Here is a 15,301-nt window from a genome sequence, read left to right as displayed (position 1 = left end):
TCCGATGCTCGTCGATCCGATTGCCAAACCCGTCGTCCGCAACGCCGCCTTGTCAGCGACTGCGCGTGCATCTCCTTCACCGCTTCAGTTGCCCAAGCGGGACGTCGAGGACTTCCGGCTCCGACAGCGACTTCAATGCGGCGTCGTCTGGATCGTCGACGACGCGGATTCACCCTGGACCTCCTTCGAACTGGCGCTCGCCCCCGCCCGCGAAGACCTGCCCGCCGAGGCCACCCGGGACGGTCCGACGCTCGGCATCCCGCACGGGATCCTCCTCCTCGAAGACGACACCTTGGTCACGATCGCGACCGGGGTGCACCTGCCTGCTCACGGGGACGGACGCGTGAGGGACGGCCTCTTGCGCCTGGCCTGCGCCGCGTGGAGTCCGGCGCTGGCACGCGCGATGGGCGAAGTTCCGACGCCACTGCGCGACACCCAGGACGCAAGTCCATCAGGACCTGGAACGGATCGGCGCATCGCCGCTGTCTTGACGCTCGTCAGTCAGGACGGCACCCGACATGTCGTACCGATCGGTGCCTCGCGCCGCACCCTGCTGGCCTGGGCGATGGCGCCGGGCTGGAAGACGCTTCCCGCACCCGGCCCGATGCCGGGCGCCGTCGCGGAGATCGCACTGACGGCCGGGCTCTGGCTGGCCCGTCTCCCGGTGCGGCGCGCGCGACTGCTGGCGATCCGGACGGGCGATGCCTTCTGGCTTCCCTCCGAGGGGCCAGCCCAAAACGGCCCGTTATGCCTCGTTTCTGCAGGGCGACTGATTCATTTAGGTCAGGTTGACCACCTCACACGCGAGTTCCAGGGATGGGGCTCAGAGGGGGGCTCGCCGTCCAATTCCCTTCATGCCTTTTCACCCCCAACGGAGCCCCGCAACGTGGATGCCCTGACCGTAGACCTGGACTTCATCGTTGGCCGCGTCGCCATGACCGTCGGCGAACTGAGCGCGCTTGCCGCCGGCCAGATCGTCCCCTTGGAGGCGCTGACCCCGGCGACAGTCCGCATCGTCGCGCACGGCACCGAACTCGGCGCGGGACAACTGGTTGAAGTCGAAGGCCGGTTGGCCGTCGAGATCCTGCAGTGGGGGACTCCGCGGTGAACGCCGGCGGCTTCGACCCCCTCTCGCTGGCGTTCCTGCTGGCGGGCCTGACGCTGCTGCCGCTGCTGCTGGTCTGCACGACGAGTTATCTGAAGATCTCCGTGGTGCTGATGATCGTGCGCAACGCGCTGGGCGTGCAACAGGTCCCGCCGACGATGGCCCTCAACGGCATGGCGCTCGCCGCCACGCTATTCGTGATGGCCCCGGTGCTCAACGAGGTGGTGTCGCGGCTGCCCATGGATCTCCCCGGCCTGTCGGGCCAATCGTCGCCGGCACAGGCGCCCCCTCGTTCCAAGGGCGCCAGCCTGGGCATGAGCGATCTGGCTCACGCCTTCGAGCCGATGCGCGGCTTCATGCTGGCCAACACCCTGCCGGAGAAGCGGCAGAAATTCGTCGACCTGGCCCGCCAGCAATGGGGCGGCCGCCTGGCGGCGCCGCAGGACAGCGACTACGTCGTCCTGATCCCCTGCTTCGTGGTCAGCGAGCTGGAGCTGGCGCTGAAAGCGGGCTTCGTGCTCTACGTCCCCTTCGTCGTCATCGACCTGCTGCTGTCCAACCTGCTGCTCGCGCTGGGCATGCAGATGGTGTCGCCGATGGTGGTCTCGCTGCCGCTCAAGATCCTGCTGTTCGTGCTGCTCGACGGCTGGACGCGACTCTTCGACGGCCTTGTCCGTTCCTACGCCTGAGGACCGCGTCGTGATCGAAACCATCGCGTTCTTCCAGAAGGGCCTGCTCATGGTGATCTGGCTCTCGCTGCCGCCGCTGATCGTCGCGGTGCTGGCGGGCGTGCTGGTCTCGCTGGTCCAGACGGTGCTGTCGATGCAGGACCAGAGCATTCCCTTCGCGGTGAAGCTGTTCGCCGTCGGCCTGGTGCTGGCGGTGACCGGCCGCTGGATGGCGCTGCAGCTGCTGGCGCTCGGCGACCAGGCCCTGGCGGCGCTCGTCACCTTCGGAGGTCGGCCGTGACCTCCGCACCGCTCCACTTTCCTGTCACGCGCCCGGCGCGGCGCGACCTCTCCTCAGTCCTAGGGAGCCCCCGGCTCCGGAAGATCCCCGTCGGGCGCGCGCCCGAGACCGAGCCGAACGGGGACCCGGACCTTCTTCGAGTCTGTCTATGAACCACACCACCGAAGCCATGGGCCACACGGGCGACGCCCACTCGCAAGAGCCCGCAACGACCACGGACCTCACGCCGGAGCTCACCCTCGAGCTTGAGCTCGCGCCCGACGACGCCGAGGCGGCAATTGAGGCGATCACCGGGCCGATCGAGCCCATAGAACCGGTGGATCCCGAACTCGTGCGCGAGCGCCAGCAGCTGGTGCTGACGCACATCGTGAAGATCGCGCGGGACTCGCGCAGCGACTCCAGCAAGCTCAAGCGTTTCCTGCGTCGCTACGAGCGCTCGCCGGGCGAGCTCGACGACATCATCCAGGATGCGATGCTCGAGGCCACGCGCTGTGCCGATCGCTTCCAGGCTCGCTCGTCGGTGGAGACCTGGTTCTTCGGGATCGCCGCCAACGTCGCGCGCAACCACGTGGCGCGATGCTCCAAGCGCAGCGGTCAGATGGAAAGCCTGGACGAGTCCCCGCACATGATGGACTCCGAATCGGCCCACCGTCCGCGCGACTCGTCGATGGACGTGAGCCAGCAGGTGGCCTACCGCCAGTTGGCCGGCATCGTCGACGTCACCCTGTCGGGCCTCTCCGCCGATCTGCGCGGGACCTTCGACCTGGCCTGCCTGCAGGAGGAGTCCTACCGCGACGTCGCCGAGATCCAGGCGATCCCGATCGGCACCGTGCGCTCGCGCGTGAATCGGATGCGTACGCTGCTGCGCTCGCGACTCAAGCAGGGCTTCGCGGACTACGCGACCTGACCCCGCGCCGGCGTCGCCCTCACCTTCCGTGACGCGACGCCCCGCGAGGGAGCGCCATCCGACGCGCTCGCCGCCCCTCGAAAAGGGGCGGCTTTCGTCTTGGCGTCGCCGGACTCAGTCGATCCAGCGCAGCGCGAGCTGGGTCAGCACCAGGGCCAGCATGAAGCCACCGACGCCCCACAGCAGTGCCTGCAGCAGATGGTTGGTGCGGCGCTGCTCCACCAGCAGCTGGCGGGTCAGGTCGGCATGGCCGTCGTCGGCGCGCTGGCGCAGCACCTCATGCATCAGCCGCGGGAACTCCGGCACCATCTGCGCGAAGCGCGGTGCCTCCTTCTTCAACTGGCGAAGGAAGGCGCGCCAGCCGATCTGCTCATCCATCCAGCGCTCGAGGAAGGGCTTGGCCGTGGCCCAGAGATCCAGTTCCGGATCGAGCTGCCTGCCCAATCCTTCAATGTTGAGCAGCGTTTTTTGCAGCAAAACCAGCTGGGGCTGAATCTCCACGTTAAATCTGCGCGAGATCTGAAACAGCCTCATCAGCACCTGGCCGAGAGAAATGTCCTTCAACGGCTTGTCGAAGTGCGGCTCGCAGACGGTGCGCACCGCGCCTTCGAGTTCATCGACGCGGGTCTCCGGCGGCACCCAGCCCGATTCGATGTGCAACTCGGCAACGCGCTTGTAATCACGCCGGAAGAAGGCGATGAAGTTCTGCGCCAGGTAATCCTTGTCGACCTCGGTCAGCGTGCCGATGATCCCGAAATCCAGCGCGATGTAGCGACCGAAGGTGTGCGGATCCAGGCTGACCTGGATGTTCCCCGGATGCATGTCGGCATGGAAGAAACCGTCGCGGAACACCTGCGTGAAGAAGATCGTGACGCCGTCGCGGGCCAGCTTCTTGATGTCGACGCCGGCCTCGCGCAGGCGCTCCAGCTGCGAGATCGGCACGCCGCGCATGCGCTCCATCACGATGACCTCGCTGCGACAGAGCTCCCAGATCATCTCCGGGACCATCACCAGCTGCAGGTCCTGCATGTTGCGGCGGAGTTGGGCCGCGTTGGCGGCCTCGCGCACCAGATCCAGCTCGTCGTGCAGGTAGGTGTTGAACTCCGACACGACCTCGCGCGGCTTGAGCCGTCGGCCGTCGGCGGAGAAACGCTCCACCCAGCCCGCCAGCGTGCGCATCAGCGCCAGGTCGTCCTCGATGATGTCGAGCATGCCCGGCCGCAGCACCTTGACGGCGACTTCACGCCCGTCATGCAGTGTCGCGAAGTGCACCTGCGCGATCGATGCGCTGGCCACCGGCTCAGCGTCGAAAGTGGCGAACAGTTCCTCGATGCGGCGGCCGAAGGCGCGTTCGATCAACTCGCGCGACAGCTCGGCGGGGAACGGCGGCACGTTGTCCTGCAGCCGCGACAGCTCCTCGAGCATGTCGGGCGGCACCAGATCACGGCGCGTGGACAGCAGCTGGCCGAACTTGACGAAGATCGGCCCCAGGCGCTCCAGCGCCAGCCGCAGGCGCGCGCCGCGGGGTTGGTCCCAGGCCCGGCCGACCGTGATCAGCCGGCGCAGGAAGCGGAACCGTCGGCGCTTGAGCGTGGAGAGCGCCAGCTCGTCCAGCCCATGTCGATACAGGGTCCAGACGATGACCAGCAGGCGGGACAGATACCTCATTCAGGACCTCATGCCCGGCCTTGGCCGTCGGGCATGAAGCGGCCCGCCGTGCGGGCCAGCGTCGCCATCGCCGCGGCGGCGGCCCGGCCGAAACGGCCGAGCTGATGCGCCACGGCCGGACCGGTGATGGCCGCCAGGTCGTCCTCGATGTCCCAGCGCACGTGATCGATCAGCCAATTGAAGTCGCCGGCCAGTTGCGCATCGCCCTGCACGCGCACGTCCGGACGAGCGCCGGACAGCGCCGCGAAGGCGGCGGCGGCGGGGTTGGACGCGTCCAGCTCGATGAGCAGGTCCGGTTCTTGCCTAGGGGCATCCTCGTCGCCCATCCGTTCGAGCAGACCGGCCGGGGTGATGCGCAACCGCAGATCCGGTGCGGCCGGCAGCATCGCCGGCCAGCCGGACAGGCGCAGTCGCAACGTCTTGCCCGTATGCGGGGCCAGGCGCGCGGTGGCGACGGACTCGCGGGACATGACATGGTTGAGCAACAGCGTGATGCGATCCTGGACCGCGGGGGCGAGGAGCTTGGACCATTCTTGAAGCATGGGGCGGATTGTAGGCAGGCCGCGCAGGCGACCTGGGCGCGGCGGAACCGGTGACAAAGCTAGGGGGTCCGGTTACGAGTCCGCGAGTTGATTTGAGCGAGAATTTCCGGCTAAGGCCGGGGAAGGACCACTGGGTGATGTTTGAGGACCGAAATTACAAGAGAACCTTCTACAGCGCGCCGCAGTCGGTCCAATCCTTCATCGCGGCCTTCTTGGAACCGACGCTGATCGTTCTGGTCTACCTGGTGCTGCTGGCCTGGTTCGGTGAACCGGTGATGCGGTCCACCTACACGCTGTGCATGCTGGTGTTCGCGCTGACCTTCCCGGGGCGCAACCGCTTCGCGGACCATCCCGCCAGCGCGATCACCGACATCGTCGGCTCCTGGCTGATGCTGCTGCTGATCCTGGGCATGTTCGCCTACGCGACCAGCAGCTTCCACTACTTCGAGCGCCCGGTGCTGCTGTGGTGGGCCGCGGTCACGCCGCTGGCGCAGATCGTCGCGGTCGAGATCGGCCGGCGCGTGCTGCTCTGGCGCTCCCGCCAGCCGTGGATCCGCCGCACCGCGGTCATCGTCGGCGCGGGCCCGCTGGGCGCCAAGGTCGCGCGGGCGCTGCAGTTCGGCACCGTCGGCGGCGCCGACTGCCTGGGTTTCTTCGAGGACCGCACCGACGACCGGCTCCACCCCGACTGCCTGGGCAAGGTGCTAGGCACACTGCCGCAACTGAGCGACTACGTCCGCACGCACGGCGTGCGCGAGGTCTACATCACGCTGCCGCTGGGCTCGCAGCCGCGCATCCTGCGCCTGCTGGAACAGCTGCAGGGCACGACGGCCTCGTTGTTCTTCGTCCCCGACGTCTTCGGCATCAGCATCATCCAGGGCCGGCTGCAGGACGTGAACGGCGTGCCGGTGGTGGGCATCCTGGAGACGCCGTTCACCGGCGTGAACGAGGTGGTCAAGCGCATCAGCGACATCATCCTGGCGTCGCTGATCCTGGTGCTGATCTCGCCGATCCTGCTGATCCTGTCGATCGGCGTGAAGATGAGCTCGCCCGGGCCGGTGATCTTCAAGCAGCGCCGCAACGGCCTGGACGGCGACGAGATCATCGTCTACAAGTTCCGCTCGATGCGCTCGATGGACAACGGCGCCGTCGTCAAGCAGGCGACCAAGGGCGACCCGCGCATCACGCCGTTCGGCGCCTTCATCCGCCGGACCTCGCTGGACGAGCTGCCGCAGTTCCTCAACGTGCTGCAGGGGCGCATGAGCATCGTGGGCCCGCGCCCGCACGCGGTCGCGCACAACGAGGAATACCGCCAGCTGATCAAGGCCTACATGGTGCGCCACAAGGTCAAGCCCGGCATCACCGGCTGGGCGCAGGTCAACGGCCTGCGCGGCGAGACCGACACCGTGGACAAGATGAAGGCGCGCGTCGAATACGATCTCGAATACCTGCGCAACTGGTCGCTCGGCCTGGACCTCCAGATCATCGTGCGGACCGTGAGGCTGGTGCTGTTCGACCGCCACGCCTATTGAGACATGCTGACGAGACATGCTGACATGCGACACGCAGGAGACTCCCCGACGATGAAACGCCTCCACCGACACCGGCTGGCGCTGCCCCTGGCAGTGCCGCTCTCGCTGCTCGCCGCCACGTCCGCCTGGGCCCAGAGCGACCAGGGCAGCCCCTGGTACCTCGGCGCCTCGCTGGGTCACTACTACACCAACAACGTGTACCGCTCCAACGCCGCGGCCAACAGCGACCGGCTGACCTCGCTGAGCCTGCTGGCCGGCGTGGACACCCGGCTGGGCCGCCAGCGGCTGCACGCCGACGGCCGCTTCAACGACAACCGCTACCAGGACAACAGCCGACTGGACAACCGCGGCTACAGCCTGGACACCGGGATCGACTGGGAGACTGCGGGCAACCTGTCGGGCAACGTGGACTACACGACAGCCCGCACGCTGGCCGACTTCAACAGCAACACCGGCATCGCCCCAACCACCGAACGCAACCTGCAGACCGACCAGAGCCTGGGCGGCGCTGTCCGTCTGGGCCTGCCGGGGCTGTCGCCGTTCACGCTCGAAGGCACCTTCATGCGGCGCCAGCGCGACTATTCGCTGGCCCTGTGGGAGCCGCAGGAATACCGGCAGAACACGTCCTCGCTGGGCCTGCTCTACAACGCCAGCAGCGCCTGGCGCTTCGGCGTCGCGGGTCGCTACACGAAGGGCCGCGTGCCGGTGAACGGCTTCGAGTGGGACCGCAAGGACATCGACCTGACCGCGTTCTGGCGCGCGACCGGCGCCAGCAGCCTGAATGCGCGGTTGAGCCGCAGCACCTCCGACACCTTCACCGGGCTGACCGGCGCGCTGAACTGGACCTGGTCGCCGGGCGGCCGCTGGTCGCTCAACACCAAGGTCTCGCGCGACACCGGCGTCGAGACCTACGCCCTGGGCATCAACAACGGCCTGTCCGACTTCAACCGCGTGCAGACGGCCTTCCAGACGCAGTTCAACTACCGCATCACCGGCAAGCTCACCGCGCAGGCCGGCCTGGGCGTCACGCGCCTGAGCCGGGACCACGACATCGCGCTGGGCGGCGTGCGGTCCAAGGACAACTCCAAGCAGTACAGCCTGGGGCTGGCCTGGGAGGCGCTGCGCAACGTCACGGTGGGCTGCCAGTACACGCGCCTGGATCGCGACACGACCGACGTGATCTACTCCTACAACGCCTACACCGCCGGCTGCTACGTGCAGGGCATGATCCGCTGACCCCCATCCTTCCATGGCCAACGACACCATCCTGCTGACCGGCGCGACCGGCTACATCGGCTCCCACACCTGGCTCGCACTGCTGGCGGCGGGCTACCGCGTGGTCGGCGTGGACAACTTCAGCAACAGCTCGCCCAAGGTGCTGGAACGGCTGGCCGAACTCAGCGGCCAGACGCCGCTGTTCGAGAAGCTCGACGTCTGCGACGGCGCGGCGCTGGACGCGGTCTTCCAGGAGTACAGGCCGGCAGCGGTGGTGCATTTCGCCGCCTTCAAGGCCGTCGGCGAGTCCACCGCCAAGCCGCTGAGCTACTACCGCAACAACCTCGACGGCCTGCTGACCGTGTGCGAGACGATGCGCCGGCACGACTGCAAGCGGATCGTGTTCTCGTCCAGCGCGACCGTGTACGGCCAGCCGGAATCGCTGCCGCTGCGCGAGGACGCGGCGTTGATGGCGGTGAATCCCTATGGCGCGACCAAGCTGATCGGCGAGGGCATCCTGCGCGACCTGGGCGCGTCCGACCCGCAGTGGCAGACCGCCTGCCTGCGCTACTTCAACCCGGTCGGCGCGCATGAAAGCGGCCGCATCGGCGAAGACCCGCGCGGCATCCCCAACAACCTGATGCCCTACGTGACGCAGGTGGCCGTGGGCCGCCGTGCCAAGCTGTCCATCTTCGGCGACGACTACGACACCCCCGACGGCACCGGCGTGCGCGACTACATCCATGTCGTCGACCTGGCCGAAGGCCACGTCGCGGCGCTGGACTTCCTGCTGCGCGGCGACGAGTCGATCTGGGTCAACCTCGGCACCGGCCGCGGCTACAGCGTGCTCGAGCTGGTGAACGCCTTCGCCGCCGCCAGCGGCCGCGCGATCCCCCACGAGATCGTCGCCCGCCGCCCGGGCGATGTCGCCGCCTGCTACGCCGATCCGGCGCTGGCGCGCGAGAAGCTGGGCTGGACGGCCAGGCACGACCTGGCCCGCATGTGCGAGGACAGCTGGCGCTGGCAGTCGGCCAACCCCAACGGATTCGAAGGTTGAGAGGGAGCAGTCACTTGAGCAAGATCGACACGCAGCCGGTGATCATGGCGGGCGGCAGCGGCACACGGCTGTGGCCGCTGTCGCGGGCCGGCTACCCGAAGCAGTTCCTGGTGCTGAACGGCAACACCAGCCTGTTCCAGCAGGCGGCGCAACGCCTGGCCGCGCTGTCCGCGGAGGACATCGCGGTGCAGGCGCCCCTCGTCGTCGGCAACGAGGAACACCGCTTCATGGTCCTGGACCAGCTGCGTGAACAGAAGCTCTCGCCCAGCGCCGTCGTGCTGGAGCCCGTCGGCCGCAACACCGCGCCGGCCATCACGCTGGCCGCGCTGCAGGCGCTCGAAGGCGGCGCGGATCCGGTGCTGGTCGTGACCCCGGCGGACCAGACCGTCACCGACGGCCCCGCCTTCACCGCCGCGCTGCAGGACGCCGTGCGCCAAGCCAAGGACGGCGCGATCGTGATCCTGGGCATCACGCCCGACCGGCCGGAGACCGGCTACGGCTACATCCGCGCCGGCGCCGAAGGCGTCGGCCTGCGCGTCGAGGCCTTCGTCGAGAAGCCCGACGCCGCCACCGCCCAGAAGTACCTCGACCAAGGCAGCTACTACTGGAACAGCGGCATGTTCGTGCTGCGCGCCAGCGTCTGGCTGCAGGCGCTGCAGCAGTTCCGGCCCGACATCGACCAGGCCACGCGCGTGGCCTTCGAAGGCAAGGCCGTCGACGGCTCCTTCGTACGTCCGGGCAAGGAAGCCTTCGCCGCCGTGCCGTCGGAATCGATCGACTACGCCGTGATGGAGCGCTGCCCCGGCAGCGCGATCGCCCTGCGCATGGTGCCGCTGGACGCCGGCTGGAACGACCTGGGCGCCTGGGAAGCGGTCTGGCAGGTCGCCGACAAGGACGCGTCCGGCAACGCCAGCCGCGGCGACGCGATCATCGCGGACAGCCGCAACACGCTGGTCCACGCCACCAGCCGGCTGGTGTCGGCCGTGGGACTGGACAACATCGTCGTGGTCGAGACGCCGGATGCGGTGCTGGTCGCCGACCGCAGCAAGAGCCAGGACGTCAAGAAGATCGTCAACCAGCTGACGGCCTCGCAGCGCGAGGAGCAGAACCTGCACCGCAAGGTGCACCGCCCCTGGGGCTGGTACGACAGCATCGACATGGGCGAGCGTTTCCAGGTCAAGCGCATCATGGTCAAGCCGGGTGCCTCGCTGAGCCTGCAGATGCACCACCACCGCGCCGAGCACTGGATCGTGGTCCAGGGCACCGCGGAGATCGTCAACGGCGACAAGACGCTGCTGCTGACCGAGAACCAGTCCACCTACATCCCGCTGGGCCAGGTGCACCGCCTGTCCAACCCGGGCAAGGTGCCGCTGGAGATCATCGAGGTGCAGTCCGGCTCCTACCTGGGCGAGGACGACATCGTCCGTTATCAGGACACCTACGGCCGGAACTGACCACCGGCCGCCGACCCTCACCCGGGGGGACGCGGCAGGCGGCGACACGAAAGTCGGATGAAAGTCGGATACAAAGCCGTCCTCGGAAAGTACAGGAGAAGACCGTGTCCGTGATCGCCGTCGTCGGGTTGGGATATGTGGGGCTGCCGCTGGTGGTCGAGTTCGGCAAGCACGGCCGCACGATCGGGTTCGACATCGCCGTCGACAAGGTGGCCAAGTGCCGCGCCGGCAGCGATCCGTCGCGCGAGCTGACGGACGAGGAAGTCCGGGCTGCCGTCCATGCCGAGTACCACAGCGACCCGGCCTGCCTGGCCGAGGCCGACGTCATCATCGTTGCCGTGCCGACGCCGGTGGACGAGGCCCACATCCCCGACTTCAAGCCGCTGGTCGGCTCGTCGACCAGCGTCGGGCGCCACATGAAGCGCGGCGCGGTCGTGGTCTACGAATCGACCGTGTATCCCGGCGCGACCGAGGAAGTCTGCATCCCGGTGCTGGAACGCGAGTCCGGCCTGAAATGGAAGCAGGACTTCTTCGTCGGCTACAGCCCGGAGCGCATCAATCCGGGCGACAAGGACCACACGCTGACGAAGATCCTGAAGATCGTCTCCGGCGACACGCCCGAGACGCTGGACATCGTCGCCAAGACCTACGAGAAGATCATCGTGCCGGGCGTGCACCGCGCGTCCAGCATCAAGACCGCCGAGGCGGCCAAGGTCATCGAGAACACGCAGCGCGACCTCAACATCGCGCTGATGAACGAGCTGGCGATCATCTTCGAGCGCCTCGGCCTGGACACCTCCGAGGTGCTGGAAGCCGCGGGCACGAAGTGGAACTTCCTGAAGTTCAAGCCGGGTCTGGTCGGCGGCCACTGCATCGGCGTGGACCCGTACTACCTGACCCACAAGGCCGACATGCTGGGCTACCACCCGCAGGTGATCCTGGCGGGCCGGCGCATCAACGACGGCATGGGCAAGTTCATCGCCGAGCAGACCATCAAGCAGATGATCGCGGCAGGCTCCCACGTCAAGGGCGCCAAGGTCAACGTGCTGGGCCTGACCTTCAAGGAAGACTGCGGCGACCTGCGCAACTCCAAGGTGATCGACATCATCCATGAGCTGCAGAGCTACGGCGTCGAGGTCCTGGTGACCGACCCGGCCGCCGAGGCCGACGAAGCCATGCACGAATACGGCGTGCAGTTGCACGCCTTCGAGGACCTGCCCCGTGCCGATGCCATCGTCGCCGCGGTCGCCCACCGCGAGTACAAGGCGCTGAGCGCCGGCCAACTCGCCGCCAAGCTGGTGGACGGCGGCGCCTTCATCGATGTGAAGGCCGCGTTCAGCGGCGACAATCTCCGCGCCGCCGGCCTGAGGGTCTGGCGGCTGTAATCCAATCCGCGCCGCAGCCTTCGACAGGGGAGCGGCGCACTCACGTTTCAGGGAAGTTCCATGACGATCCTCGTCACCGGCGGCGCCGGTTTCATCGGCAGCAATTTCGTGCTCGACTGGTTCAAGTCCTCGGACGAACCGGTGGTCAACCTCGACGCGTTGACCTACGCGGGCAATCTCGAGAACCTGGCCTCCCTGAAGGGCGATCCGCGTCATGTCTTCGTGCAGGGCGACATCTGCGACCGCGCGCTCATCGACCAGCTGCTGGACACGCACCGGCCGCGCGCGATCGTGCACTTTGCCGCCGAGTCGCACGTCGACCGCTCCATCCACGGCCCCGGCGCGTTCATGCGCACCAACGTCGAAGGCACCTTCACGCTGCTCGAAGCGGCGCGCGCCTTCTGGTCCGCGCTCGAAGGCGACGCGAAGACGGCCTTCCGCTTCCACCACGTCTCCACCGACGAGGTCTACGGCTCGCTGAAGGCCGAGGATCCGCCCTTCGCCGAAACGAACGCCTACGAGCCCAACAGTCCGTACTCCGCCTCCAAGGCGGCCAGCGACCACCTGGTCCGCGCCTGGCACCATACCTACGGCCTGCCGGTGGTCACGACCAACTGCAGCAACAACTACGGCCCGTACCATTTCCCCGAGAAGCTGATCCCGCTGATGATCGTCAACGCGCTGGCCGGCAAGCCGCTGCCCGTGTACGGCGACGGCCAGCAGATCCGCGACTGGCTCTACGTCACCGACCACTGCTCGGGCATCCGCGCGGTCCTGGCCGGCGGCACGCTGGGCGAGACCTACAACATCGGCGGCTGGAACGAAAAGGCCAACATCGACATCGTCAAGACGGTGTGCGCGCTGCTCGACGAACTGCGCCCCGACCCGGCCGGCCCATACGCACGCCTGATCACCTACGTCAAGGACCGCCCCGGCCACGATCGCCGCTACGCGATCGACGCGCGCAAGATCGAGCGCGACCTGGGCTGGCGTCCCGCCGAGACTTTCGAGACCGGGATCCGCAAGACGGTGCAGTGGTACCTGGCCAATGAGGAGTGGTCGTCGCGCGTGCTCTCGGGCGCGTACCGCGAGTGGGTGTCCAAGCAGTACGGCGGCTGAGGGCTGACATGAAGGTATTGCTGCTCGGGAAGAACGGCCAGCTCGGCTGGGAGCTGCAACGCGCCCTCGCCCCGCTGGGCGAACTCGTCGCGCTGGACCGCCGCGAGGGCGGCGACCTCGGCGACAGCGAGGCGCTGCGCGCCACGGTGCGCCGCGTCGCGCCGGACGTCATCGTCAATGCCGCCGCCTACACCGCCGTGGACAAGGCTGAAAGCGAGCCTGAAGCCGCCCGTCAGATCAACGCGCTGGCCACCGGCGTGCTGGCCGACGAGGCCAAGGCCCTGGGCGTGCTGCTGGTGCACTACTCGACCGACTACGTCTTCGACGGCGCCGGCGAGGACTGGCGCTTCGAGGACGCGCCCACCGGACCGCTGAGCGTCTACGGCAAGACCAAGCTCGAAGGCGAGCAACTGATCGCCGCGAGCGGCGCCGATGCGCTGGTCCTGCGCACCAGCTGGGTGTACGCGGCGCGCGGCGGCAACTTCGCCAAGACCATGCTGCGGCTGGCCGCCGAGCGCGATCAGCTCAAGGTGGTCGCCGACCAGATCGGCGCGCCCACCGGCGCGGACCTGCTGGCCGACGTCACCGCGCACCTGATCCGCGCCACGCTCAAGGATCGCGCGCTGAGCGGCACCTATCACGCGGTCGCCAGCGGCGAAACCAGCTGGCACCAATATGCGAAGCACGTGCTGACGCGCGCGCGGGACAAGGGCGTTGCGCTGAAGGTCCAGCCCGAGCAGGTCGAGGCGCTGGCCAGCAGCGCCTACCCGACGCCGGCCCCGCGCCCGCTGAACTCGCGCCTGGACAACCACAAGCTGCAGGACCGTTTCGGCCTGGTGCTGCCGCACTGGCAGACCGGCGTGGACCGCCTGCTCGACGAGATCCTGTGATCGGAGACCTTTGATGAGCAACGACACCCGCAAGGGCATCATCCTGGCCGGCGGCTCCGGCACCCGGCTGCATCCGGCCACGCTGGCGATCAGCAAGCAGCTGCTGCCGGTCTATGACAAGCCGATGGTCTATTACCCGCTCAGCACACTGATGCTGGCGGGCATGCGCGACATCCTGCTGATCAGCACGCCGCAGGACCTGCCGCGCTTCGAGGCGCTGCTGGGCGACGGCTCGCGCTGGGGCATCAACCTCCAGTACTGCCTCCAGCCGAGTCCCGACGGCCTGGCGCAGGCCTTCATCCTGGGCAAGGACTTCATCGGCGGCGCCCCGAGCGCGCTGGTGCTGGGCGACAACATCTACTACGGCCACGACTTCGCCGCCCTGCTGGGCAGCGCGGACGCACAGACCGAGGGCGCCACCGTCTTCGCGTACCACGTGCACGATCCGGAGCGCTACGGCGTGGTCGAGTTCGACGCGAACAAGCGCGCCGTCAGCATCGAGGAAAAGCCCAAGGCGCCCAAGAGCAACTACGCCGTCACCGGCCTGTACTTCTACGACCGCCAGGTCTGCGACATCGCCGCTGACATCAAGCCCAGCCCGCGCGGCGAGCTGGAGATCACCGACGTCAACGCGCGCTACCTGACGCAGGGGCAGTTGAGCGTCGAGATCATGGGCCGCGGCTACGCCTGGCTGGATACCGGCACGCACGACAGCCTGATGGAAGCCGGCCAGTTCATCGCGACGCTGGAGAAGCGCCAGGGCCTGAAGGTCGCCTGCCCGGAGGAGATCGCCTATCGCAAGGGCTGGATCACCGCCGAGCAGCTGGAGAAGCTGGCGCAGCCGCTGCTCAAGAACGGATACGGGCAATACCTGAAGCAGGTGCTCAACGAGAAGGTGTTCTGATGAATGTGATCCCCACCGCGCTGCCGGAGGTGCTGATCGTCGAGCCGAAGGTCTTCGGCGACGCGCGCGGCTTCTTCATGGAGAGCTGGACCGAGCCGAAGTTCAATGCGGCCGCCGGTTGCGACGTGCGCTTCGTGCAGGACAACCACTCGCGCTCCAGCCAGGGCGTGCTGCGCGGGCTGCACTTCCAGCTGCCGCCGCATGCGCAGGGTAAGTTGGTCCGCTGCACGGCGGGCGCGGTGTTCGACGTCGCCGTCGACATGCGCCGTTCCAGCCCCAATTTCGGCAAGTGGGTCGGCGTTGAGCTGTCCGGCGAGAACCATCGCCAGCTGTGGATTCCGCCGGGCTTTGCGCACGGCTTCCTGGTGCTGAGCGAGACGGCGGACTTCCTCTACAAGACCACCGACCTGTATGCGCCCCAGGCCGAAGGCTCGGTGCGATGGGACGATCCGGCGATCGGCATCGAGTGGCCCCAGCTGCCCGTCGAATTCAAGCTCGCCGAGAAGGACGCGAAGGCGCCCCTGCTCGCGGACGCGAAGTTCTTCGAGTAACTC

15 protein-coding genes are annotated in these 15,301 nt (G+C 67.8%); 13 read left to right on the top strand and 2 right to left on the bottom strand.

The features are described 5' to 3' along the window. Positions 1-4 precede the first annotated feature (4 nt). The 4 genes from ACQZ13_RS07510 (at position 5) to ACQZ13_RS07495 (ending at position 2,981) form a co-directional block, all read left to right on the top strand. Entirely contained in the window at positions 5-1,108 is a 1,104-nt protein-coding gene (locus ACQZ13_RS07510) for a FliM/FliN family flagellar motor switch protein (protein WP_431050678.1), read from the top strand. Next, entirely contained in the window at positions 1,090-1,794 is a 705-nt protein-coding gene (gene sctR, locus ACQZ13_RS07505) for a type III secretion system export apparatus subunit SctR (RefSeq protein ID WP_431050676.1), read from the top strand. The genes ACQZ13_RS07510 and sctR overlap by 19 nt, the downstream gene beginning before the upstream one ends. A 10-nt stretch (positions 1,795-1,804) precedes the next feature. After that, a complete protein-coding gene (gene sctS / locus ACQZ13_RS07500; protein WP_431050674.1) occupies positions 1,805-2,074 on the top strand; it encodes a type III secretion system export apparatus subunit SctS in 270 nt (89 codons plus the stop codon). Positions 2,075-2,222: 148 nt separating this feature from the next. Then, positions 2,223-2,981 carry a sigma-70 family RNA polymerase sigma factor gene (locus tag ACQZ13_RS07495; RefSeq protein WP_431050672.1) on the top strand — a complete coding sequence of 253 codons (759 nt, stop codon included), beginning with the start codon at positions 2,223-2,225 and terminating at the stop codon, positions 2,979-2,981. A 114-nt stretch (positions 2,982-3,095) separates the two neighbouring features. Here ACQZ13_RS07495 and ubiB read toward each other — a convergent pair whose 3' ends face one another. Then, positions 3,096-4,649 carry a ubiquinone biosynthesis regulatory protein kinase UbiB gene (gene ubiB / locus ACQZ13_RS07490; RefSeq protein ID WP_431050670.1) on the bottom strand — a complete coding sequence of 518 codons (1,554 nt, stop codon included), beginning with the start codon at positions 4,647-4,649 and terminating at the stop codon, positions 3,096-3,098. A gap of 8 nt (positions 4,650-4,657) precedes the next feature. Beyond that, positions 4,658-5,191: a hypothetical protein gene (locus ACQZ13_RS07485; RefSeq protein WP_431050668.1), complete on the bottom strand. Its 534-nt coding sequence runs from the start codon at positions 5,189-5,191 to the stop codon at positions 4,658-4,660. A gap of 137 nt (positions 5,192-5,328) precedes the next feature. Between ACQZ13_RS07485 and ACQZ13_RS07480 the strand changes: the two genes are divergently transcribed. The 9 genes from ACQZ13_RS07480 to rfbC all read left to right on the top strand — a co-directional run bounded on the left by ACQZ13_RS07480 (position 5,329) and on the right by rfbC (position 15,298). After that, on the top strand, positions 5,329-6,723 hold the full coding sequence (locus tag ACQZ13_RS07480) for an undecaprenyl-phosphate glucose phosphotransferase (RefSeq protein ID WP_088403179.1): 1,395 nt from the start codon (positions 5,329-5,331) through the stop codon (positions 6,721-6,723). A 51-nt stretch (positions 6,724-6,774) separates the two neighbouring features. Next, entirely contained in the window at positions 6,775-7,959 is a 1,185-nt protein-coding gene (locus tag ACQZ13_RS07475) for a hypothetical protein (protein ID WP_431050666.1), read from the top strand. A gap of 13 nt (positions 7,960-7,972) precedes the next feature. Further along, entirely contained in the window at positions 7,973-8,995 is a 1,023-nt protein-coding gene (galE, locus tag ACQZ13_RS07470) for a UDP-glucose 4-epimerase GalE (protein ID WP_431050664.1), read from the top strand. A 44-nt stretch (positions 8,996-9,039) separates the two neighbouring features. Then, positions 9,040-10,449 carry a mannose-1-phosphate guanylyltransferase/mannose-6-phosphate isomerase gene (locus ACQZ13_RS07465; protein WP_431053159.1) on the top strand — a complete coding sequence of 470 codons (1,410 nt, stop codon included), beginning with the start codon at positions 9,040-9,042 and terminating at the stop codon, positions 10,447-10,449. A gap of 104 nt (positions 10,450-10,553) precedes the next feature. Continuing rightward, positions 10,554-11,834 carry a nucleotide sugar dehydrogenase gene (locus ACQZ13_RS07460; RefSeq protein ID WP_431050662.1) on the top strand — a complete coding sequence of 427 codons (1,281 nt, stop codon included), beginning with the start codon at positions 10,554-10,556 and terminating at the stop codon, positions 11,832-11,834. A 60-nt stretch (positions 11,835-11,894) separates the two neighbouring features. Beyond that, positions 11,895-12,953: a dTDP-glucose 4,6-dehydratase gene (rfbB, locus tag ACQZ13_RS07455; protein WP_431050660.1), complete on the top strand. Its 1,059-nt coding sequence runs from the start codon at positions 11,895-11,897 to the stop codon at positions 12,951-12,953. A gap of 8 nt (positions 12,954-12,961) precedes the next feature. Beyond that, complete coding sequence (gene rfbD / locus ACQZ13_RS07450; protein WP_431050658.1) at positions 12,962-13,843, top strand: dTDP-4-dehydrorhamnose reductase; 882 nt, start codon at positions 12,962-12,964, stop codon at positions 13,841-13,843. 13 nt (positions 13,844-13,856) lie between these two features. Next, the gene (rfbA, locus tag ACQZ13_RS07445; protein ID WP_431050656.1) at positions 13,857-14,747 is read left to right on the top strand and encodes a glucose-1-phosphate thymidylyltransferase RfbA; all 891 of its coding nucleotides are present in this window, start codon (positions 13,857-13,859) and stop codon (positions 14,745-14,747) included. Then, positions 14,747-15,298 carry a dTDP-4-dehydrorhamnose 3,5-epimerase gene (gene rfbC / locus ACQZ13_RS07440; protein ID WP_431050654.1) on the top strand — a complete coding sequence of 184 codons (552 nt, stop codon included), beginning with the start codon at positions 14,747-14,749 and terminating at the stop codon, positions 15,296-15,298. The genes rfbA and rfbC overlap by 1 nt, the downstream gene beginning before the upstream one ends. The last annotated feature ends 3 nt before the right edge of the window (positions 15,299-15,301 follow it).

Source organism: Roseateles sp. L2-2, assembly GCF_050613215.1.
GTDB classification, from domain to species: domain Bacteria; phylum Pseudomonadota; class Gammaproteobacteria; order Burkholderiales; family Burkholderiaceae_C; genus Roseateles; species Roseateles noduli.
The sequence above is the reverse complement of the archived record's forward strand: the minus strand, read 5'-3'. Positions and strand labels throughout refer to the sequence as shown.